17 protein-coding genes are annotated in these 21,109 nt (G+C 67.2%); 3 read left to right on the top strand and 14 right to left on the bottom strand.

Annotation, left to right across the window (positions count from 1 at the left end; genetic code table 11):
- Positions 1–10 precede the first annotated feature (10 nt).
- From ABZU91_RS20290 to ABZU91_RS20260, 7 genes are all read right to left on the bottom strand, one after another.
- Positions 11–1,201 (bottom strand): SRPBCC family protein, encoded by a 1,191-nt coding sequence (locus ABZU91_RS20290; RefSeq protein ID WP_355242443.1) that lies wholly within the window; start codon positions 1,199–1,201, stop codon positions 11–13.
- 2 nt (positions 1,202–1,203) lie between these two features.
- Positions 1,204–1,665, bottom strand: a complete 462-nt coding sequence (locus tag ABZU91_RS20285) for a hypothetical protein (protein ID WP_355242440.1) — start codon at positions 1,663–1,665, stop codon at positions 1,204–1,206.
- 279 nt (positions 1,666–1,944) lie between these two features.
- Complete coding sequence (locus ABZU91_RS20280) at positions 1,945–2,454, bottom strand: GNAT family N-acetyltransferase (protein WP_355242437.1); 510 nt, start codon at positions 2,452–2,454, stop codon at positions 1,945–1,947.
- A gap of 126 nt (positions 2,455–2,580) precedes the next feature.
- Complete coding sequence (locus ABZU91_RS20275) at positions 2,581–3,471, bottom strand: hypothetical protein (protein WP_355242434.1); 891 nt, start codon at positions 3,469–3,471, stop codon at positions 2,581–2,583.
- Positions 3,440–4,039 carry a DUF3618 domain-containing protein gene (locus ABZU91_RS20270; protein WP_355242431.1) on the bottom strand — a complete coding sequence of 200 codons (600 nt, stop codon included), beginning with the start codon at positions 4,037–4,039 and terminating at the stop codon, positions 3,440–3,442. Before ABZU91_RS20270 ends, ABZU91_RS20275 begins: the two co-directional genes overlap by 32 nt.
- Before the next feature lie 22 nt (positions 4,040–4,061).
- Complete coding sequence (locus ABZU91_RS20265; RefSeq protein WP_355242428.1) at positions 4,062–4,457, bottom strand: phage holin family protein; 396 nt, start codon at positions 4,455–4,457, stop codon at positions 4,062–4,064.
- Entirely contained in the window at positions 4,454–5,098 is a 645-nt protein-coding gene (locus ABZU91_RS20260) for a hypothetical protein (protein ID WP_355242425.1), read from the bottom strand. Before ABZU91_RS20260 ends, ABZU91_RS20265 begins: the two co-directional genes overlap by 4 nt.
- A gap of 279 nt (positions 5,099–5,377) precedes the next feature.
- Here ABZU91_RS20260 and ABZU91_RS20255 point away from each other — a divergent pair, with 279 nt between their 5' ends.
- A complete protein-coding gene (locus ABZU91_RS20255) occupies positions 5,378–5,521 on the top strand; it encodes a hypothetical protein (protein WP_355242422.1) in 144 nt (47 codons plus the stop codon).
- 8 nt (positions 5,522–5,529) lie between these two features.
- Here ABZU91_RS20255 and ABZU91_RS20250 read toward each other — a convergent pair whose 3' ends face one another.
- Positions 5,530–5,919, bottom strand: a complete 390-nt coding sequence (locus tag ABZU91_RS20250) for a DUF3263 domain-containing protein (protein WP_355242420.1) — start codon at positions 5,917–5,919, stop codon at positions 5,530–5,532.
- A gap of 344 nt (positions 5,920–6,263) precedes the next feature.
- Between ABZU91_RS20250 and ABZU91_RS20245 the strand changes: the two genes are divergently transcribed.
- On the top strand, positions 6,264–14,606 hold the full coding sequence (locus ABZU91_RS20245) for a hypothetical protein (RefSeq protein ID WP_355242417.1): 8,343 nt from the start codon (positions 6,264–6,266) through the stop codon (positions 14,604–14,606).
- Between the two features lie 49 nt (positions 14,607–14,655).
- On the opposite strand, the gene ABZU91_RS20240 is transcribed toward ABZU91_RS20245, so the two are convergent.
- From ABZU91_RS20240 to ABZU91_RS20225, 4 genes are read right to left on the bottom strand one after another with little or no spacing between them, the layout of a single operon-like run.
- Positions 14,656–15,426: a class II glutamine amidotransferase gene (locus ABZU91_RS20240; RefSeq protein ID WP_355242414.1), complete on the bottom strand. Its 771-nt coding sequence runs from the start codon at positions 15,424–15,426 to the stop codon at positions 14,656–14,658.
- Positions 15,427–15,481: 55 nt separating this feature from the next.
- The gene (locus ABZU91_RS20235) at positions 15,482–16,291 is read right to left on the bottom strand and encodes an amino acid ABC transporter permease (RefSeq protein ID WP_355242411.1); all 810 of its coding nucleotides are present in this window, start codon (positions 16,289–16,291) and stop codon (positions 15,482–15,484) included.
- Positions 16,288–16,929 (bottom strand): amino acid ABC transporter permease, encoded by a 642-nt coding sequence (locus ABZU91_RS20230; protein ID WP_355242408.1) that lies wholly within the window; start codon positions 16,927–16,929, stop codon positions 16,288–16,290. The genes ABZU91_RS20235 and ABZU91_RS20230 overlap by 4 nt, the downstream gene beginning before the upstream one ends.
- Positions 16,930–16,936: 7 nt before the next feature.
- Positions 16,937–17,845 (bottom strand): glutamate ABC transporter substrate-binding protein, encoded by a 909-nt coding sequence (locus ABZU91_RS20225; protein WP_355242405.1) that lies wholly within the window; start codon positions 17,843–17,845, stop codon positions 16,937–16,939.
- 232 nt (positions 17,846–18,077) lie between these two features.
- Between ABZU91_RS20225 and ABZU91_RS20220 the strand changes: the two genes are divergently transcribed.
- Positions 18,078–19,010: a LysR family transcriptional regulator gene (locus ABZU91_RS20220; RefSeq protein ID WP_355242402.1), complete on the top strand. Its 933-nt coding sequence runs from the start codon at positions 18,078–18,080 to the stop codon at positions 19,008–19,010.
- Between the two features lie 51 nt (positions 19,011–19,061).
- On the opposite strand, the gene ABZU91_RS20215 is transcribed toward ABZU91_RS20220, so the two are convergent.
- A complete protein-coding gene (locus tag ABZU91_RS20215; protein WP_355242399.1) occupies positions 19,062–20,078 on the bottom strand; it encodes an ABC transporter permease subunit in 1,017 nt (338 codons plus the stop codon).
- Complete coding sequence (locus tag ABZU91_RS20210) at positions 20,075–21,085, bottom strand: ATP-binding cassette domain-containing protein (protein ID WP_355242396.1); 1,011 nt, start codon at positions 21,083–21,085, stop codon at positions 20,075–20,077. The genes ABZU91_RS20215 and ABZU91_RS20210 overlap by 4 nt, the downstream gene beginning before the upstream one ends.
- Positions 21,086–21,109: the final 24 nt, after the last annotated feature.

The following is a 21,109-nucleotide window of genomic DNA, read 5'->3' as shown; positions in this document are numbered from 1 at the left end:
GACGCCAGCGTCACTCGTCCTCCTCGCGACGACGGCGCACCACGGGCCGGCGCGGCGGCTCCGAACCCCGCCGGACGGGCGGTCGCGGCCGCTGCGGCTCCTCACGCGGCTGCGGGCGGCGGGCCCGCTCCGGAGCGCGACGGCGGGGTGCCGGCGGGGGCTCCTCGTCGGACTCGTCGTCCGCGTACCCCTCGTCGTAGCCGTCCTCGTACGCCTCGTACTCCTCGTCGTACTCCGGTTCGGCCGGTCGCCGTGGTGGGCGCTGGCGCTGGCGTCCTGCGGGCCGGCGGCGCGGTTGCTCCTCGGCGGGCCCCTCGTCGTACTCCTCGTCCTCGGGCTCGCCGCGCTCCTGCTGCTCCCGCTCCTCACGCAGGCCCGTCTCGTGGTCCTTGACCACCTGGGAGTCGCGGATCTCGCCGCGCCAGCCCTCGACCTGGTCCGGGTCGAGGGCCACCTCGGTCATCACGTGTCGGACGAAGTGCTTCAACTCCAGCCGTACGCGCCGACCCTGGGCCCGCCACAGGTTGCCGGTGTGCTCGAAGAGACCCTGCGGGTGGTACTCGAGCACCACCAGGATGCGGGTCAGGTCCGGGGTCACCTCGTGGAAACTCACGGTGCCGTCGACGGACCCCTTCTCGCCCTTGGACCGCCAGTGGATGAGCTTGTCCGGCACCTGGCGGACGATCGTCGACTCCCAGGTCCGGTGCGACCAGAAGACCTGCGCCTTCCAGGTCATCTTCTCGGGCCCGTCGTTCTCGGCCTGCTCGACCTTCTTCATGAAGCTCGGGAAGTCGCCGAACTGCGTCCACTGGTTGTACGCGGCCCGCACCGGCACACCGACCTCGATCGTCTCGACGATGTTGGTGACCTTCTGCTTCTTGCCGCCCTTACCGCCCTTACCGCCCACGCGGCCGAGAGCCGACATCACCTTCTCCTTACCGCCGGCCACGCCGGCGTGCAGCATCGCCTTGACCGGTGAGCCGCCCTCGGCCAGCTTCTGCGCTCCGGTGGCGGCGGCGATCAGGCCAGGCCCACCGCCCTGACGCGCGTACTCGCTCAGGCGGCCGGTCGCGCCGGTGAGCCGATCCGTCACCACGCTCACCGCGCGTTCGCCGATCGCGCCGGCGAGGTTGCGCACCTCATCGGCCAGCGGGCCGCGGATCTTGTCGCCGAGGCCGCCCGGGTTGCTGTTTCCGGCCATGGTCACCGCCCCCGCCGCTGCCCGGTCGCCGCATCGCCCCGGTTGTTCGCGGTGTCGCGGTCGCCATTGCCGCCCTGGTTCCCGTTACCGCCCTGGTTGCGGTCACCGCCCTGGTTGCCGTTGCCGCGCTGGTTGCCATCGCCGCCCTGGTTGCCGGTGCGGCGGCGCAGCGCATCGGCGGAACCGCGCAGCCGGCCGGTGAGCGCGTCGACGCCGCTGCCGGCCGCGGCGGTCGCGGCGGACCGACCGGCGTTGACAAGCGGTCCTCCGAGCCGGCTGAGGCTACTGAGCTGTGGGGACGATTGGAGCAGGGCACCACCCCGCTTCAGCAGACCGCCCGGGTCGCGGCTCGCGCGACCCGCAGCCACAGCGGCCGCCAGGGTCAGCGCGGTACGCAGTTTGCGACGACGGCCCAGCACGTAGCCAAAGCCCACGGCCAGTCCGATTCGTGTTCCGGTCTTCATCAGGTCTCCCTCGCTCCCCGGCGGGTCCGGGACGTCTGCCCGCTCAGGGGCGAAGGAGGGTTACCGGGGAGAAGCGCAAACCACACCCTCGACCAGACGTCCCGTATTTGCGGACCCGGCGGGCAGTACCCGACGGAATTGCCGTGAAACCGTCCGGACGATTTCGACCGACAACCGGTCGGCGGCATTCGGAGAATCGGAACCGGATGACACAGACGGGACAACAGGGTAGTTCTGAGCAGGGAAGACACTGGAGAAGCGAAAGAGAAAAAGACCCAGTCACAAAGCCGGTGGCGTGGAATCCAGGCAGATCTCGGCGTGCACCTTTCCGTTGTCCTCGCGCAGTTTCGCACCGCACTTTTCGAGGACGGCGAGCGCGCCAATATTGTCGGACGTCGTCTCGGCGACCACCGCACGCATGCCAGCGCGGGCGGCGACATTGAGCAATTCGCGCAGGGCGGCCGCGCCGACCCCCTGCCCGCGCGCCGAGAGGCCGAGCCACATGCCGGTCTCCACCGTGCCCGGCTCGTCACAACGCGTCATCCGGATCATCCCCACCACCTCGCCGCCGACGAGGATCGCGTACATCTGGGAGCCGGTCGGGCCATCCAGGCCGGCGAAGCTCGCCCGGTGGAACTCACGGAAGGCTTCCCGGCGGGCGAGCGACCAGCCGGCGGGCGCTTCGACGGGGGGCATCACCTCGCCCGGCTCGGCCTCCGCAGCCGCTACGGAGAGCAACGGCTCCAGATTCCGCTCGTCCACCGGCTCCAGCCGGACCGCACCCGCCACGTGCCGCAGTCTGCCGGCCCCATCGGCCGAAGTCCACCCCATTCGGCATCGGATGGCGGTCCGGCTACGGGTACCGGCCGGTCGGGCGGTTCGGGTGTCTTTCCTCACGCTCCGTCGTCATCTGGCCTATGGGACGACCGACCCGAACTCGCAGAACACCACCGAGGCGTCGTCGCTCGGCTTGTGCCGGCGGAGCCGGTCGGAATGGTCGCGTTCGGCGTCCCGCACCCTGCCGAGCAGCGCGGCCGGACCCTCGGCGCTCAGCAGGTCCAGCAGTCCGGCCCAGTCGGTCAGCCCGAACTGCTCGACGAGACTGGACGCGCCGTCGCTGAGCAGCGCCGCCCGGCGCAGGGCCGCCGAACCTCGCCGCGGCGCTGTCCCGGTCAGCGCGTGGAACGCCGCGTCCGGGTCGGCCGCCGCGACCCAGTAGCCGTGGGTACGGTTCATCCGCTCCCGCTGGACGCCCACCGCGTGCCGGAAACGCTCGACCGGGTCCGACGCGCCCGCCGGCACGGTGGCCAGGGTCTGTCGCAGCTCGGCCATCGCGGTGTCCAGCCGGTCGTCGGTCACCACGCTCACCTGACCGCCCACGTCCAGCACCAGCGGGCTGTCGCAGAGCACCAGGTGGTCCACCTGGTCGCCGCAGTCACGCAGCAGGCAGACGGTGCTGGACGGTGTGCCCGGATGGTTCAGGTCGCACTGCCCACCGTGGTCGGCGCGGACAGCGAGGATGGCGGCGGCCAGGTTGCTGGTCAGGCGGGCCGCCGGACGAGCCGCCTCCGCCACCGCGAGCCGGGCGGCCAGGTGTTGGACGTACCACGCCGGTCCGTGGACGCAGCCGGTGTCGAAGCCGTCCGGCACGGTCGCGCCGTCCAGGACACCGACCAGCGGACCGAATTGGAAGACCAGGTCCTCGTTGACCGGCCGGCCCGGGGCCGGCGCGGACGCGGTGCGTACCCGCATCATCGACGCCGGCCCCGGCACATCAGCGCTGCCGAAGGTCGTCGACGGCCGCATGCGCCTGTCCCTGCACCTGACCGGCGGCCGAACGGCCCTGGTCGCGTACCGTGGACACCCCCTGCTGGGCGCTGGACCGCACCGACTGGGCCGCCTGCTGCGCGGGCTCCCGGAGGTTGTCCTGGACCTGGTGGCCGACCTGGCTCGCCTGCTGACGCAGCTCACTCGAATGCTCACTCACCATGTCCCGCGCCCGGCCGGCGAGTTGCCGTTCACGCCCGCTCGGCGGAACGAGCGAGGCAGCCAGCAGGCCGACGCCGAAGGCGACCAGCCCGGCGGCCAGCGGATTGCCCTGCGCCTGCGCGCGGGACTGCTGCCCGAGCGACCGGGTCTCGTCGCGTACGGAGCCTGCGGCGTGCGACATCCGCTGGCCGGTCTCCTGCCCGAGATGGTTCGAGCTGCCCATCATCTTCTCCTTCGCTCGGGTGAGCGCGCCGCGAGCCTGCCCGACGCTGTCACCGGCGATCCGACGCGGGTTGACCTTGTCGGCCAGGGCGTCGACGTCACTGCTCAACTCGTTGCGGGTGGTCTCGATCTCCCGCCGGATCCGATCCGGATCACTGGACATGGTCTGCTCCCTACCGACTCGGTCACCGGCCCCGCAGGGCGTCCGGCAACTCGCGGGCGGTCTGCTTCGTCCGAGGCAGTACCGCGCGTGCCCGCTTCAGCTGGGTCCGTGCGTTGAGGAAGAGTCCACCGGCGACGGCGGCCCAGACAATCGCGACGATCAACGCCGCCCAGCCCTGGTCCATCGTGTTGGACAGTCCCCACCACGCGGCGTACGACACGAAGAGCACCGCCAGGAACCCGGCGAGCCCGGCACCGCCGAACATACCGCCGGCCTTGCCCGCCTGGCTGACCTCCTCGCGCAGCTCGGCCTTGGCCAGCTCGACCTCCTTGCGCACCAGGGTGGACATGTCCCTGGTCACGTCGCCGAGGAGGTCACCGACCGATGCCTGGGTCCGCTCCTTCTCGGGGGCGCTCACGGCGCCACCCCGCCGGGCAGATCCCCCTGCGGACGACCGGCGGGCGAGACGTTCTGCGCCCGCGCCGCCCCCACGTACGGCTGCGCCTGCCCGGTCTCCGCCGGTGCGCCCTGGGGAGCGGCCGGCTGGGCACTCGGCGTGCCTGCGCTCCCGCCGTTGCCGGAGGACGATCCGGTCAGCCCACGGGTGAGCCGTCCGACCAGAAGTCCGGCCACCGCCGCGCCGGCCAGGAAGGTCCCCGGGTGACTCCGCGCGTAGGTGCGGACATCGTCGAGCACCTCGCCGGGCTCGCGCTCGTCGAGCCAGCCGGCGGCCTGCTGGGCGGCGTCGGCCACCCGGCGTACCGCCTGACCGGCCAGCCCGGAATCGCCGTCGCGCTCGGCCATCGATCCCAGTTCGCGACCGATGTCGCGGAGACCGTCGGCGGCCCGCCGCTGCTGCGTCTGCGCCTGTTCCCGAAGCTGTCCGCCGGCCTGGCCGGTCAGCTGCCGGGCCTGTCGGCGCGCCTCGGCGGCCACCTGCCCGCCCTGCTCGGCGGCGGTGTGGGCGACCTGCCCTCCGGCCTGCGTGGCCTGGTGGCCGACGCGGGACGCCTCCTGCCGGGCCTGCTGCCCCCTACCGCTCTGATTCGTTGCCGTCATGCTCCGCTCCCCTCCTGGGTGCTCGGTCGCCTGGCGACCCCGGAACACCCGTCGCCTACCCGCCCAAGCGGCCGACATGCGAACCGGTAGCTGTGCTGGCCTGGCAAGCGCACCCAATGAGGCCAACCCACCGCATCGGAGGCAGCACGATCGGTAGCGTCAGCAGCGGTCATTTCCGGAGTCTTCGGACGACCGGACGCGGCAGGAACGGTGTATGCGGCGGATCGCGGACGGCGGCGGCGGAACCGCGCAGACCGTGCACAGCGTCAGCGGGATCGCATGGTGAAGCGGCTGCACGAATCAGGGCTCAAGTCGGATCACCCGCACCTGGCCGGCATCGCCGGCATCGACCTCTCGTTCACCGGGTGGGCGCTGACGTTCCTCGCCATCGGCAACGGGCCACAGGGGCACGACAAGGAGTAGGTCGAAGGTCAGCGGCGGCGATTGCGAGCCCGCGACGAGCGGAGCCGGCGCAGTCGGTTGACCAGTACGGGATCGGCGGCGAGTGCGGCCGGATTGTCCAGCAGCCCGTTGAGCAACTGGTAGTAGCGGGTCGCGGAGATCCCGAAGGTGTCCCGCAGGGCCTGCTCCTTGGCGCCGGCGTGCCGCCACCAGCGCTGTTCGAAGGCAAGGATGGCGCATTCCCGCTCGGTCAACTCGACCTCGGCGGGGAGTTCGATGGGCGGCCCCGGCCCATCCGCGGTCTCGATGGCCGGTGCCGGCCGCGGTGTGGGGACGGGCAGCCCACTAGCGGCGCTGTCGTCCGCCCGACGATCGTCAATGGACGGCCCGACTTCGGCCGGGGCGGGATCGGTGGGCATGCCATTCAGCCTAGCCATGGCTGATCAGGGTCGCAGCAAGTGACGTGGCCGGCAGGCTGACTTCGCGTGTTTTTCGCTGAGCCCGAGAACGGCCACGAGCGCAGACCCGTTGAGATCACTACTAAAGCGCTATGGATAGTAGGATATTGCCGACCGCTATCTTTCCGCCGACACACCACGACCTCCTGCTGCGGCACGCCCGAACGCGCCTCCGAGGTCAAGCGTGCGAGTGACCAACATCCACTTCGTCATCCGATGACAACTGACCAAGAGCACGCACGAAACATCCGGCCTCTAAGTTGCGGCGACGCTGTCGGGGTTTGTCCGCAGGAAGGGAACACGAGGTGGGCCAGCCTGCCGAAGCGGTCTGCACCGAGTTCACCCTTACCTGGGTGCGCTCAGGTATGTGGATCGGCCCCAACGGTGTTGTGCCCGACGCGGTGCTCAACGCATCGCCAGTGCCGGGCCTGCACCAGGTGCACATCGACACAGCGGTCGTCGACCAGGGGGCCGCCGCCGTCATCCTGCGCGACCAGTCGTTGGACCTACTCGCGAGAATGGTGCACGTACCCCACGGACTCGCACCCGGCGTGGCACCGGCAATGACCCGCGCCGACCAGGTTGGCCTTCCGACCCTGGCACGAGCACCCGACTCCTTGGAGCGGCACAGCACGCGGCTCCTGCCGTTCGACGCGCAGGGCGAGGCGAATGCCGTGCTCGTGCTGCCCACCGAGCACCTGGTGAACGCGCGCTACCGACGCACCGAACAGTGGGCGATAGAGCAGCTCGGATACTTTGACCCCCAAGCAGCGCACAAGGCGAGTCGACAACGCGCCGAGCCACCCTCCCTGCCGGACTGGAACCCGATCGGTACGCACGCGTCGCCAGCGGCGTACCTGGCGACGCTGCGGGAACGCACCGCGCAACTGATCGAGTTGGTCCGCCGTCACGACGCCACACTCACCCCACCGGGCCGGCTGCGCCCCGAGGCCTACGATCCGATACTCGCCGCACGACTGCAAACCGGCACCATGCGGACGCTCGTCCGGGAAGTCGACCCGGACCGCCTGAGCCCGACGACAGACCTGCCCGACCGGCACACCGTGGTCGCCGCGGTGAAGAAGTACATTGCCGCACTTCAACGTCTACCGCAGCTGACCTCCCCCTCGGACATCCTTACCAACCTCGATCCCTCCCGTCTCGCGCAGGTGATTGGACAAAACTTCAGCCCGCTGGCCGACGTCCGGTTGTTGTTCACCGCTCTACAGCGCACGCCCGGCACGCTGGCATTCGTGCGCTTCGCCACCAGCCCGGCCACGCTGTCCGGCCTGATCGCCGATGGCCAGGCCGGACACGTTCTTGCACGTTGGGTCATCCCTGAACTACCCGTAGCCCGCGTACACACCGCCGGGCTTCCTGAGACCGATGCATCCGCCGGCTCTTCCCTGAACCGCCAACTCACCGCGCCCGGCACACAGGTTCTGCTCATCGACCCGTCCGGGAACGCGACCACCATCGCCGCGCTCCTGCAATCCGCTGACCCGATCAGCGGTCTCGGTAATGACCGCACGTTGGCGGCGTTACTCGATCCGCCCGTCAGCCCGAGACGCCCAGGGCGGTGGGGTGCTCGGCTCCGCGCCGCGGTATCGACGTTGCAGACCCCCATCTTTTCGGCCAGTCAGCCAGCGCCCGGGCGAACTGAGCTGTCCGCCGACCCGCCGACAGCGCAGAGCCACACCGACAGGGCTGAGGCCGAGGCGGTCTGGGCACTGGTCAAGGAGGCCTCCCCGGATGACACGGCCAAGGTCCGGGCCGCCGTGGCTGCTGTGCCGCACCTGCTCAACGTGCCGGCGACCCCCTTCGACATGCCGAGCTGGTCGGCGCGGCTCATCGAACACGTACGCTCCGCGCTGCGCGAATTCGACCTAGCTGCCGATGATCATCCCTTGATCGAGGCACTCTCCACCGAACCTGAGACGTTCCTTCACAACAGCCGAGCATTCGTGGTCCGGACCCGGTCGGGGCACTGGTGGAAATCAGGTCGGCGGGAGATCGTCTGGGTGTCCCTGACGCCACGACCGAAGATGACCGATCAGGTCCGCATCGACTCGGGCAACCGGCTCAGTCAGTTCAGCCGGGACCAGACAAGTGCCCAGCACGGTCGTGGCCGCCCGCAGCGCGGGTTCTTCCAGCTACCGATACCGCTGATGGCTGCGGGGGTACCCGTGACCCTCAGCGCAGCTGTCTCGGACGCAAGAACAACGCAAAGCAGTCAGGCCAGCATGACCACGACTGATGCCCAAGCATCCTGGGGCGAAGCCGACTCGTATCTCGTCGATTCGGAGCTAACTCTGCGCGTCTGGCGCGACAACGAGCCGCCGGCCGACGCGGCTGAGACATCGGTGGGCTCACACTGGTTTCGGATCACCAAGCGTCTGGCGCTCATGACGCCCGAGCCAGGCCCGGCGCCCAGGCACGAGCTCGACGACGCGGCAGTGACGCTGCTGACACCCAGCCTGTCGACTGTGCAAGTCGGTGACGAGAACGGCGGACTAGCCCGCAAGGTGGCCGAACTGATCGACGACGAGTCGATCGCACCAGCCGCGAGCGAGAACCGGCAGCAAATCTACAGTCACTGGTCGGGTGGCAGAGCCCTGAAACGGCTGCTTCGCAACATCCACGGTCCTCGGTTCCTGTCCAACCGGACCTGGTTCAGGGTGCCGTCCTCCGCAGGGCTGCGGACTCGATTGCAGCTCGTGTCAGCTAAGCAGATCGGCACCCCCGCCGCTGACGCCTGGCTTCGCAAGCAGCCAACAGCGGTCAGTGACGTAGGAACTCGCCTTGACAGCCGGACCGGCTTCCGGCTGCAAGCCACGGTCAGCTCGATCTATCCCCTGTCGCTCGTCTCCGCAGGCATGGCGGTCACGCAAAGCAGCATAATTGGTGCGAACTCGGCAACAGCTACCAGCAGCCGCGCAGGGCAGGAATTGAACGTTCCGACCGTGCTGGTGCGCACCCGGTACCGGGCCACAGTCGTGCGGGCCACGTCCCGAGACCGAGTGCGGTTCTGGCACCGTCGCGGAGTGGACCCGGCCCCGGTCGTCTCGGAACTTGAGGCGATAGAGGAGGTGCCGGCCGGTATCTACCGTGCAGCCATCCATCGTGTGGTCGAGCCGACGGCGCGTCTCGAGCAGACAGAGGCGGAAGCGCTGTCGGCAGAAGGCGCCCAACTGATCGAGCGCCTCCGTGTAGCCACGATGCCTACCGCGCGTCGACACCTGCCCACGTACATGTGGCGCGATGGTCAGCTCCGGCTCGGGCAGACGACCCTCTTCGGGGCCGAGCGAATCGCCGTCCGTATAGCGGAGCGCCTCCGACTCTTATTGGATCTGCCAGGGAACGCCGAGTTTCGGGACTTTCTGCCGGCCTGGGATTCGCCGCAGACCAGACGAATGGTGACCCGTCGGATCATGCAAGCGATGCTCAATGAAGAGAGCCTCGCCACGCAGGCTGGGGCGACACGGATGGCGGCCGACTTCCTCAGCCTGACCGCCGGGCACATCGCTGTTCGGCTGAATCTCGACAACGGCGCCCGCTCCTTGGCGCTGATCATTCAGCTCCGCAACGCCCGGCCTGACGTAGAACCGCAGTACGTCGGCATTCGCAATGACGAGCGAACTCCACCGCAGCCTATGGCGACGATTCCCGAGGACTCTGCAGAGGTCGAGCAGCCTGCCCAGAACCGAACGCTGCCCTCGACGCCGCACCGTCTGCAACGCGGCGTGACCCACACTACCGAATCCGTCGGCGCGATCAACACCAGCATCGGGCCGAACGCCAGGATCCGAGTCGGGCGTGTCGGTTTCTTCGGCGCGATGCTCCGCTACCTGCGTCGGCGTCAAACGGCCGTGATCAAGACCACTAACGAGACCTTCCTCGATGGTGGTGACAAGGCCCAAGCGGTCTATGTGCAGGATTTCGAGGTCACGCTCGGGGTGTACGCGCTGAAGAGTTCGGTGAGTCGGATCAACCAACTCTGGAAGCGTCTGCACGGTGCCGAGCCACGCCCGGTTCGCCTCACCGGCGACGCGGGGTTACTCACGTTCAGCCTTCCTGTCGGTTTCTCCATCTCCCGGGACCTCACCTTCGAAGAGAAGAATGCGGCCCTGGCGGGTGTTGTCGATCTGCCTGAGCCGAAGATTTCGCCCGTCCACCTCAAGCGGCGGCATTGGCGTGACCGGACGCTGGGCGATGCACCTACGGGGATGGTGACCAACTGGGACCACCTCTCCTATGTCCACGGGACTGACGCCCTGGTGACGGCGGTCGAGGAAGCGGTGACCCAGGCCCGGCAACTGATGATTCGACAGGGTGCCTCTGATCGTGGCACCGCCGTCGGGATCACTACTCCCGCCAGCCTCTCGCACTACATGCTGCACCAGCAGCTCACTCCAGATCGGGTGGCCGCGCTTCTACCCACGATGACCCGGCAAGCCGTCCGCCTGCACGGTCTCGGTGAAATCATCAACGACCCGGCGGTCAGCGGCTCGGTGTACGTCCGGGCCTTCGTCGAGACGCCCCAGATCGGCCCGCAGGGCATGCTTGAACACGCGATCGAGCATGGAATCGCCGTGAACCACAGCGTCAACAGTTCCCGGATGCGCGGTCTGCAGGCATCAATCTCCGCCGGTCCTGGCGCTCACGCAGGGTCGTCGGCCGGGATGGCTCAAGGCGCTTCAGTTCGCCGACGTACCGCAGGTAGGTCGAAAGTCCGGGCATCTAGCTTGAGTACAGAAATCGAACGCAACGACACTAATTACCACGATCGCGGGCTTCAGGTAGCCGTGCAGGCACATGTCCGCTTCGTGGTCCATGCCGTTCTCGTCAACAAGCCCATGATCGGAATGGACAGCTTCTTCAGCGCCAGCCGATCCGTCGAGAATGCGACCGCATTCGGGCTGATGATGTCCGCGACGGCTCGCCGAATGGGGGTGCTGGGCCCCCCTCGGCCGCCAACCTCCACCGAACCCTCTCTTTTCATGGCTCAGCCGTTCAACACCATACCGACGTCCTCGCTCACCCTCGGCAGTGAAGTACGGCTCACTCCACCACGAAATCTTGGGTCGGCACGGCTGCTGAACGTGACGGCGGTAGGCAGCGAGGTACTTACGTGGCTTCGGAACATCCACTTTCCACAACAGCTCAGCGTCGGTGCCGCCGAGCCCCTGATCGGCGACAACGCCACAGGGTTGAACAACACCGATCTGATCTTGGAGCACACGACCAGCGAGCATCTTGAGGGAAACTGGGGGGCACTGATCGACGGGGGCATCTCTTTCCTGCTCACCTATCCGGGAAGAATCGGCCGTCGAACGGTGCAGATCGTCCTGCAGGTGATTGCGCAGGACGACGGGGGGCTCCCGACGTCACCTCACATCACGCAGGTGACCGCAGGTCCGCGGAACCTGGAGCTCGACGTGACGAGTACGGCCACGAGGAGCCTTCAGCAGGTCGCCTACGCGGCTACCGAAACAGTGACGGAAATCTTCGCCGGCGCCGTGGAGCCGCAACGCTCAGGGTCCGCCGGCGCAACCGGGACGGTTGGCAGAGCCCATCAGAGCGCCCAGGTCTCGACAGTCGGAGATCGGGAAATGGTGGCCGTCGACATGCCGGGTGCATGGGCCGAGGTGCGCCAACGGGTCACGTTGTTGGCGAGCGCGTACCACAGAGGTCTTTCGCTGGGCGCTCCGCTGCGAATCAAACACGACTTGGTCACCGACAAGTTCGCCAACCACCTCCGGACGGATACCAAGGATCTCGGAACTCCCCCACCCGTCTCGTGGACCCGAATCGTGTCTCACCCGGCAGAGACCGACCTTCGCCGCTGGCAATTAGGGAATCATTCGTTCAGAAAAGAGCGCACGACGTCGCTGCGGCTCCCGCCGCAGTTCCAGGTAGCCGACTTCCGAGGCGCTGCGGCGGTCCAGGCCGCGGCGATGCAAGCCCTGATCGGCGCTGGGTTGGCTGGCGACGAGGCGCAACTCGGCGGCTTCGTCGCGCACCAGGTGATCACATCGCTGGGGCAGAGCACGCTGTGGGGCTCGCTACGAACCCGCCTGTCCGGTCCGCTCGAGATACCGATCGAGGATCCGCGACTGATGGGCGGCAAGATGACCCTCACCCTGTACAGCAGAATTGTTCGCGCTCGGCTCGTTTCCGTACAGCCGCCGCACGTCCGGGATACGCGCGGTGGGCGCAACACCAGTTCCGGCATCAGCAGCAGCGACAGTCGGATCGACGTCGCGATGTTCTCCGGTGCGGGTGCCGGTCGGCCCGGACAGGTCGACAGTCAAACTGGACAGACCGACCCGACCAGCGCGCCGACGGATAGTTACTGGGGCGCCCGCGACCATATGTCGAGTTCGAACCGAGTCGGCGCAGGTGCCGACGCAGCCAGCGGCTCGGCTGGTTCACAGGATGTGGGCACCGGCCTGGGCGGTGTCGTCGACCTGTCCCTGCTCCACAGCAGGGAGCCGAGCGCCTTGGTCGAATGGACCGAGCAACTGGTCGTCATGGCCCGTATGCCCAGGGCCACCGCGGACACCACAGCCGCGCTGATGGTGACGATTCCCGATGCCGCTCCGATCTGGATGGACCTGGTCGACGCGGCGCACCATCTAGGTTTCGCCGACGACCCGCGGGCGATGGAGCGGCTCGCCGCGGCGAATTCGGCGGCGATGTCGCAGCAGCAGAGCTTCATCGCCTGGCGCTCGGCGAACTTGGCCTACGAACGCGCGCGGCTCGCGGGTGAGCTGAGCCAACGAGCCGCACCCAACGCCACGAGTACGTCGGCTCCGACACCGACCACCGCGACCTCCCTCGACGACCTCAATGCCGCCTGGGTACGTGAGCAGCAGGAGTGGCATCGTCGGAAACGTGTGTTGGACACCAGGGTGACGGAGTTGCTGGCCGAGATCGAGAAGCCGAAGTCGCCCGCCTCCGGCACCGAGAGTCCGTTCGGTGCGGCCGTGGCCGCAGTGTGGAACGACTCGAAGTCGGGCCGCTCGGCCGAACGGCTCAGCGAATGGATCTCCAGAAACCAGTTTGCCGCCCACCCGCTTCCGAATGACGAGTCAGACTGTCTGATGCGCGCCATGGGAGCGTTCGTCGCGTTTCACGGTCGGACCAGCAACCGAACCGTCGACGGTTCCGTGTTCACGGATCCGCACCTGTCTGACCTCGTCACAGCCCTCGGCGGTACCAGTCTGACGCCCGCGTATCAGATCGATCCCGCACGGTTGTGGCGGGCTATGGAGCGAAATCCGAGTGCGATGATGCTCGTGGCTGTTCGGCCCACCGGTCAGCCGGCCCACGTGTACTGGCTTCTGGCTGACGACCGCAGTGGGCAGGTTCAGCTGCGGTGGCTGGACACGCAGGAGCATGGCCTGTTCGACAAGGTTGCGACGGTCGACGACGACCGGTACAGGCAGTTGTCGGCACCCGGTACCGACGTGCTCGTGCTCGACGCAGGCGGCCGACTCGTCGACCTCGACGGTTTCCTGCAGGCCACCGGCATCGACGCGTCCACCGCCGATCCTCGCCCACCGTATGCAGAACCCCCGAGTCCGCCCCTCCTGGACGACGCGCTGCTGCCACCGGGCGTCGTGCGCGACGAGGAACGATCCAACCTCTACTGGCGTGGCCACCTGCCAGGAGAACAGACGCAGAACGAGATCCGCGAAGCCGCGCGTAACGTCGACCGCCAGGTCATCTACCTGGGCGTGCAGGAGCGGGGTGTGGAGGCCCTCGGCGAGGTCATCCGAGACGTCAGACGCCTGGTTCAACAGTTCGCCCTCAGGGGGCAGCAGGCCGTCGTGGTGACTGAGGCATCACTCGACGCCAGCCTCAAGAAGTTGTCGGAGATCTACCACCTCGGCATCGTGCATCTCGTGCCCAAGTCGCCGACCAACGGCCTAGGCCTGGCACTGAACCCGATCTGGCGGATATCCGCCGCCCCCGCCACCACTGTCGACCTGGAAGAGGGCCGTCTGAAACCCGGGTTTCTCCGGCGAGCCGCCGAGCTGGACGGACCGGTCCACGGCTCGACCAGCACAACGGTCGGCGAGCTGCTACTTGCGCCGAACAGGGACGCGAAGCTGAAGATCGTCAACGATTTCTTCGGAAGGATCGCCGAAACTCGGCGACGCAGCGCGACCGAGGCCGACGCCGTGCTTCAGCGAGCCCGCGACGACCTGAGGACGATCGTTCAGCAGGTCGACGGCGATGAATGGTTCAACAAGTTCACACCGTTGCTGGGCGAGTTCGGAGCATCAGGCAAGGCCGAGTTCGTCTTCGACTACCAGGAGTCGAAGGACCCGATCGAACGCAACCGCCTGCTGATTGGCGACCGGGGAAGCAGCATTCCCGTCGGCGAACGCGTGAGCCTGATCGAACAGACGACTGGCCACCAGGCCGCTGGCGCGGCGACGGTCATGGAGGCGATGAGGTTGATGCTCGACGTTGATGTATCGACCGCGCTGCAGTACGTGAGGGCAAGGTCCGGAAGCCTGAGCATCCCGGGGAAGCAAGATTGGGTTGACGCGATCCACAGCGTGTCGGCCCAGACCTCCAACGGAAACAGAGGTGCGGATTTCCAGCGGCTGGCCGCCGAGGTACTGAACTGCTGAATGCCAGCAGACCCCCGGCGGCCAACCACGTCGGCGAGATCCAGTTGACTCACGGCACGCGGTTTGGGATGGCGCCGGGCTCGTGCACCCGCACCCGCAGGCCGGTGCGGTCGATCTGCAGCACGGTACCGCTACCGAGACCGGTCCACTGCGCCTGAGGCTGCCTCCAACCGCTGGATGCCACCACGACACGATTGGGAGTGTTGCGGTAGCTGAGCCGGAAGAAGTCTGGTCCTCTACGGCGACTGACCTCCGACTCCGGGTCGTTGTCGCTGTGGGCGTACAGCGTGTCAGGTGTCAGCAGGAGACAGTTCAACCCGCTGAACGTCGTACGTTCGCGAACCGCTCGGGACGCCTTTTGCAGTGCGGACACCGGGTCCTCGCCGCCTCGAAGCTCCTGCAGGACGAGGAGGAAGTAGCGTTCGCTGTCCGTATCACCAGCCGCCAGGGCCAGCAGATCCGGGTCGATGAGGCCGTCCAGCGCGTCCGGCGGGCTGAAGTGACCGTTGTGCGCGAAAGCGGTGGCTCCGAGCACGAACGGGTGCGTGTTCGACTCGGTCAACCGCGAACCCGGATTGGCGAGTCGGAGATGCAGCAGAGCGAGATCGGTTCGGATGGCACCGACTGTTTGGTGATATGCCGAACTCTGATACGCAGGCTCCACCGAACGCCTCGTACCGAGCCCGTCGACGGTCCGATAGGCCACACCCCAACCGTCCGCGTGTTCCTCGGAGAGGGCGGTGAAGCTGGGCAGGTCTTCTTCGAGAAGGTGCACGATGGTGTCTGGGGACGACGAGACGACGCCAAGGAGGCGGCACATGCTGGCGATTAGCCCTTTCGGCGATGCACGGTTTCCAGTAAGCTTGCCGGCTCTTCTAGTGAGATTTCAGAGCTGGCCTACGTTCGAGCGCTCGCGCGAACCACGAGAGCAGAGAGTTGATAGCGATATAGAAGACCGCTACGACCAGGTAGGTCTGGATCAGCGCGTGCGTGTATTCGCCAAGCACTTTGCCCGCGTATAGCAACTCGGTGTAACTGACCACGAACCCGAGCGTGCTTTCCTTCAGAAGCCGCACGAGTTGAGTCACGAGTGCGGGCCGGAGCCGTCGGACAGCTTGCGGAATGAGCACGAGGCGCATGGATTGCCAGTAGGTCATACCGATGGCGTAGGACGCCTCGGTCTGACCCCGGGGCAGCGCGGCGATGCCGGCCCGGAATATCTCGGCGATCACCGCGATATTGGACAGCGTAACCGGAACGACGAGTTGCCAGAATATCGGCATCCGCACGCCGAAGCGAGGCAGCGCAATCATGCAGGCGAACAGCAGCAAAAGGACCGGCACCGCGCGAAACAGCTCGACGTAAGCAGCAGCGAGTAGTCGGGTCACCGGATTGCGCGCCAACCTGGCGAGCGCGACCAACAGACCGATGGGCACGGTCATGGCGGTAGCGACCGCGGTCGCGAGGAGCGTCTTTCCAACGCCATCAAGAAGATATCGAACAACCGGCCACTGTCCGAAAGTTGACCATTTTCCCGGCTCGAGTTGACCCGCGGCAGCGAACCGCGAAACCACCAGCAGCGCAAGTGCCGGCAGCACCAGGGCGACGGCGACGGCGATGACGCGGTTACGGCGTATCGCCCGCGGACCGGGTGGATCGAACAGGCGATGAACTTCGGTTCTCATTGGCCGACTGCCAACCGTCGCTCCATCCAACCGAAGAAGAGGCCCCCGCTCAAGGTGATCCCGACGTAGAGCGCACCACTGATCAGAAGCGTCACGCCGGCGTCCGCGTATTCCAGATTTATCATGTCAGTTTTCCCGGTCAGTTCACTCACACCCACGGCTGCCGCCAGCGAGCTACTGAGGGAGATCGATATGAAGACGTTTCCGAGCGGCTGAATCATCGCCCGCAGAGCGCGCGGCAGAATGATGTGCCATATCGTCTGGGTTGTCGTCATCCCGAGCGCACGCGCTGCTTCGGCTTCATTGACTGACACGGTAGCCACGCCCGTACGCACCGTCTCGGACACAAAAGCCGCCCCGTAGAGGGCCATGGCGGTCACCACGGTGAGAAAGAGCGAGTACATGACGCCGATCTCTGGCAACCCGAAGACGAAGATCACCAGTAGGACGAGTAGCGGAATATTGCGGACCACCTCCACGTAGACGCCAGCCAGCACCCGTAACGGCAGAATGGGGGAGATTCGCATGACGGCCAGCACAATGCCCAAGAGCAGCGCTCCGACGAAGGACAGGATGGTCAACTGGAGAGTGACCAGGAGACCATCCCACAGCGGGCCAAGGTGGCCAACGACGTCCATCGACAGACTAACTTCCGGCCACGGATCCCGGCTGCGGCGGCGTCGGCGCTGCGTCCTCGACCGCGGTTCCCACCGTCAACTTCCAGGTTCGCTCCCAGAGCCCGGATGCGACGATCGACCGCAGCCACTCATTGACGAAAGTCTTGAACTGGGCATCGCCGGGCGGTAGGCCGATGCCGTACGGCTCCGTGGTGAAGGGATTGCCGACCACCTTGAGTTCCGGATTGCGAGCCACGTCGCCAACCAGGATCGCCTGATCGATCACGTACGCCTCGGCGCGTCCCTGCCGAACGGCCTGCACGCACTCGTCGTTGCTGCCGAGGAGCAACACCTTCGCGTCCGGAACCTGCTTGGCCAAGGTCGCCGCAGCGGTTGAGTTGGCCTGGGTCGCCACCGACTTGCCGGCGAGATCCGTCACCTGCTTGATGTCAGTTCGATTTTTCTTCACGAGGATGGAGGTACCCGAGCTGTAGTACGGTCCCGCGAACGAGATCTTCTCGGCTCGGGCCGGAGTGATCGTGTACGTGGCGAAGACGGTGTCGACGGTTCGGTTCTGCAGCAGCAGTTCCCTGGTCTGCGCCGTGACCTGGACCAGCTTCGTCTCCGGCTTACCGGTGATGTACTTCGCCAGCAGTTGCGACAGAGTCGCATCGAAGCCGGTGAGCTTGCCGGTCAACGGATCGCGTAACGAGAAGAGCGCCGCGGTCTCGGTGCCTCCGACCGTCAGTACCCCCTTCTCCTTGATTGTGGCCATGGTGGTGCCGGTGGAGATGAGGTTGGGTGCCGCGATCGGGGCCTCGGCAAGCACCTTCTCGATGCTGTCGCCTCCTACGGAGGTGCCACTCTGCCCGCCCGGGAGTGCGGTGCTCTGTCCACCGCAGCCGGCGATGGTCGCAGCCAGCAGCAGAGCCGCCACTGTGCCGGTGAACCTGATTCCTGTTCTGGCCAACGCCCCTGTCGAAGGGGTGTGAAGGAGTGCCATTGCCAACCTTCCGAAGCCGGCGACCACCTGGAACCTGGCCGCCGGTGTGATGTGCTCGACGGGGTGGGGGCACGAGCGCCCCCACGGGCAAGCGTGGCGGCTTCGGGAGCGACCGTCCAATAGAAAGATTTAACCCACCGATCAGGTAGGTTTATATGCTTCCCTCATGTTTGACGCACGCCAGCTGCTCACCCTGACCCAGGTGGCACGCACCGGCTCGTACACGGCTGCCGCCAGCGCCCTGGGCTACACGCAGCCTGCGGTGAGTTACCAGATGCGTCAGCTCGAGCGAGCCGCCGGGACGCCCCTGGTGGTGCACGCCGACCGCACTATTCGCCTGACCGAAGCAGGTCGGCGGCTGGCCGGCCATGCAGACGTCGTCCTCGCGGCGCTCTCCGCGGCCGAGGCTGATATCGCCGCGCTCAATGCCGACACCGGGACGGTGATCCGCCTCGCTGCCTTCCAGAGCAGCTGCTCCACGCTTGTGCCCGTCATGCTGGACCTGCTCGCCGGGCAGGGCACACCGACGAAGGTCGTCGTCCAGCAGTTGGAGCCGGCAGAGGCCACCCCGCTTGTCGTCCGCAACGAGGTCGACCTCGCGGTCATGTGCGACTGGACGAATGAGGCCGCCAGCCCCGATGAACGAAAGCTGCGCCGGATTTCCTTGATGAGCGATCGGAGATGTGTTCTCCTGCCCCGCGGTCATCCGCTAGCCGATCAACCAGAGATCGACTTCGCGGACCTGTCGCAGGAATCATGGGTGATGGAGAGTGTGCGCGACCGCTTCACCGCGGCTTGCGAGGCAGCCGGATTCGAGCCACGCATCGCTGTCACCGCCTCTGACATCGTCGCCATCCAAAACCTGGTGGCCGTCGGTGTCGGCATCACTCTGATGAATGAGCTGGCGATTGCCACCCACCTCGACCCCCGGCTGAAAGCCGTGCCGCTGATGAACTGGCCGCGTCGACGGATCTACATCTCCATGAGTGTCAGGAGGGCCCAATCCACTGCGGTTGAGGCGGTGGTGACAGCCCTACGCGGTGCGGCTCAGCATGTGCAAGCTCAGCTGGTAGCACGAAGCGCCAGTGCAAGCCAGTAAGAGCGGCGGAAGCCCCCGGGGCATTCGGAGGCCTCCGCCGCTGCCGAACGGTCAGGAGATGTCGCGGCGACGCATCGCCCAGAGCGCCGCGCCGAGGATCACCACGAGCCCGATCGAGAACAGCACGGACGACTGCTGCCAGGTGATGTCCATCGTCTCCGGCTTGCACTCGCCGTAGTAGGTCGCGTTGCAGGACTCCCAGTTCTGCAGCTTGACCGTCTTCGTCATCCAGGCCAGCGCGTACGTGGGCAGCAGCCACGCCTCGGCGAACTTGACGTTCGCCATCGCCAGCAGGATGCCGAGGCCGAACTGGCCGACCACCATCAGCGCCACGACACCGCCGAGGGCCATCGCGGTGTGCCGGCCCAACGAGGCCAGCGCGAAGCCGATGGTGGTGATCACCAGCACCAGCGCCACGCCCCGCAACCCGGTCAGCGCGAACGACTGCCAGGCGCCCGAGGTCATCTTCTCGGTGCTGCCGCGGAAGCTGGCGACCGCCCAGAATCCGGCGAACCACAACACCGCCGCCGGCAGCGTCACCGCCAGGATGCCGGTGAGCAGCGCGGCCAGCTTGGTGAGTAGTACGGTGAGCCGCTTCGGCCGCCAGAGCAGCAGGTTCATCATGCCGCCGGTGCTCCACTCGGCCCCGACGAAGGACGCGCCGACCACGAACCCGACCAGGGCGAGGATCGCCGCGAACGGGACCAGTGTCTCGTCGAACGTCTTGCGGAAGTTGAACGTCGACGGCAGGAACCACTCCGCCTCGATCTGGTCCCGCGACGGAGGCGTGATCACCGAACAGTCCTCGGGGTAACGACCGTCGTTCGACGTGCCGGCCTTCTTGGCCTGCTCGCAGTTGCCCCGCTCCTGCTCACTCCAGCGGACCTGCTCCTGGTACTGCTGGTCGGCCTGCCGCTCGGCCTTGGCGATCTGACTGGCGTCGATCTTCTGGTTGGTGAAGAAGACGCCGACCACCACAGCGGCCAGCACCAGCAGGCCGAGCAGCGTCATGTAGCGGGTGAAGCGCCGCTTGGTCAGTCGGCGCAGCTCCGTCCGATAGAGGCTCACGCGCCCCACCCTCCCCCGGTGGCGCCGGGCTGACCCGTCCCACCGACCCTCGTGGACTCGTCGACCTGCCGGTGCTGGCCGGGGACCGGCGCGGTGGCGGTCAGTTCGAGGAAGACACTCTCCAGATCGACCGCGATCGGAGCCAGCTCACTGACGTACAGGTGCTGCTCGGCGAGCAGCCGGGTGATCGTGGCCGGCTTGTCGACGCCGGTCAGCATCAGGTGGTCCGGATGCCCGGTGACCCGGACACCCGCCCGGGTGAGGGCCTCGGTGGCCGTCGGCAGGTCGCTGACCGCCTCCAGGCGGACCCGGACCGCGCCGGACGAGTGCTGGGCGAGCACCTCGTCGACCGGGCCGAAGGCGACCCGCCGGCCGAGCGAGATGATGGTGACCGAGTCGCAGATGAGCTGGATCTCGCCGAGGATGTGGCTGGACAGCACCACGGTCATCCCGGATTCGGCGAGGGTGCGCATCAGGGTGCGCATCTCCCGGATGCCGCCCGGGTCGAGGCCGTTGGCCGGCTCGTCGAGGATGAGCAGCTTCGGGTTCTTCAGGAGGGCGGACGCGACGGCGAGCCGCTGCTTCATGCCCAGTGAGTACGTCTTGACCCGCTCGCCGGCCCGGTCGCGCAGCCCGACGAGTTCCAGGACCTCGTCGACCCGTGTGGCGGGCACCTCGCCCGCACCCGCCAGCAGGGACAGCGTGTCCCGTGCCGTGAAGTGCGGAAAGAACTGCGGGCTCTCGACGATCGCGCCGACCTGACCGGCGACCGTGGGCAGCGCGTCGGGGACCTCGTGCCCGAGCAGCGTCATCCGTCCGCCGTCGGGTCGGATCAGGCCGAGAAGCGTACGCAGAGTGGTGGTCTTACCGGACCCGTTAGGACCCAGGAAGCCATGCACCTGCCCCGCGTCGACCCGCATGTCGAAGCCGTCGAGCGCGTTGCGGGTGCCGCGTCGACGACTCTTGTACGTCTTACGTAGACCTTCGATCTCCAGGACAGCTGGCAAGCTGCACCTCCCCCGATGGTGGGC

The organism is Micromonospora sp. NPDC005174, from assembly GCF_040608495.1.
In the GTDB taxonomy this organism is placed as follows: Bacteria; Actinomycetota; Actinomycetes; order Mycobacteriales; family Micromonosporaceae; genus Micromonospora.
Note: the sequence above shows the minus strand (reverse complement) of the source record. Positions and strands in the feature narration are given on the sequence as shown.

Coding starts and splice junctions, on each gene's coding strand:
- ABZU91_RS20290 (WP_355242443.1), bottom strand. CDS start 1,201: ATGGCCGGAAACAGCAACCCGGGCGGCCTCGGCGACAAGATCCGCGGC.
- ABZU91_RS20285 (WP_355242440.1), bottom strand. CDS start 1,665: ATGAAGACCGGAACACGAATCGGACTGGCCGTGGGCTTTGGCTACGTG.
- ABZU91_RS20275 (WP_355242434.1), bottom strand. CDS start 3,471: ATGCGGCCGTCGACGACCTTCGGCAGCGCTGATGTGCCGGGGCCGGCG.
- ABZU91_RS20270 (WP_355242431.1), bottom strand. CDS start 4,039: ATGTCCAGTGATCCGGATCGGATCCGGCGGGAGATCGAGACCACCCGC.
- ABZU91_RS20260 (WP_355242425.1), bottom strand. CDS start 5,098: ATGACGGCAACGAATCAGAGCGGTAGGGGGCAGCAGGCCCGGCAGGAG.
- ABZU91_RS20255 (WP_355242422.1), top strand. CDS start 5,378: ATGGTGAAGCGGCTGCACGAATCAGGGCTCAAGTCGGATCACCCGCAC.
- ABZU91_RS20250 (WP_355242420.1), bottom strand. CDS start 5,919: ATGCCCACCGATCCCGCCCCGGCCGAAGTCGGGCCGTCCATTGACGAT.
- ABZU91_RS20240 (WP_355242414.1), bottom strand. CDS start 15,426: ATGTGCCGCCTCCTTGGCGTCGTCTCGTCGTCCCCAGACACCATCGTG.
- ABZU91_RS20235 (WP_355242411.1), bottom strand. CDS start 16,291: ATGAGAACCGAAGTTCATCGCCTGTTCGATCCACCCGGTCCGCGGGCG.
- ABZU91_RS20230 (WP_355242408.1), bottom strand. CDS start 16,929: ATGGACGTCGTTGGCCACCTTGGCCCGCTGTGGGATGGTCTCCTGGTC.
- ABZU91_RS20220 (WP_355242402.1), top strand. CDS start 18,078: ATGTTTGACGCACGCCAGCTGCTCACCCTGACCCAGGTGGCACGCACC.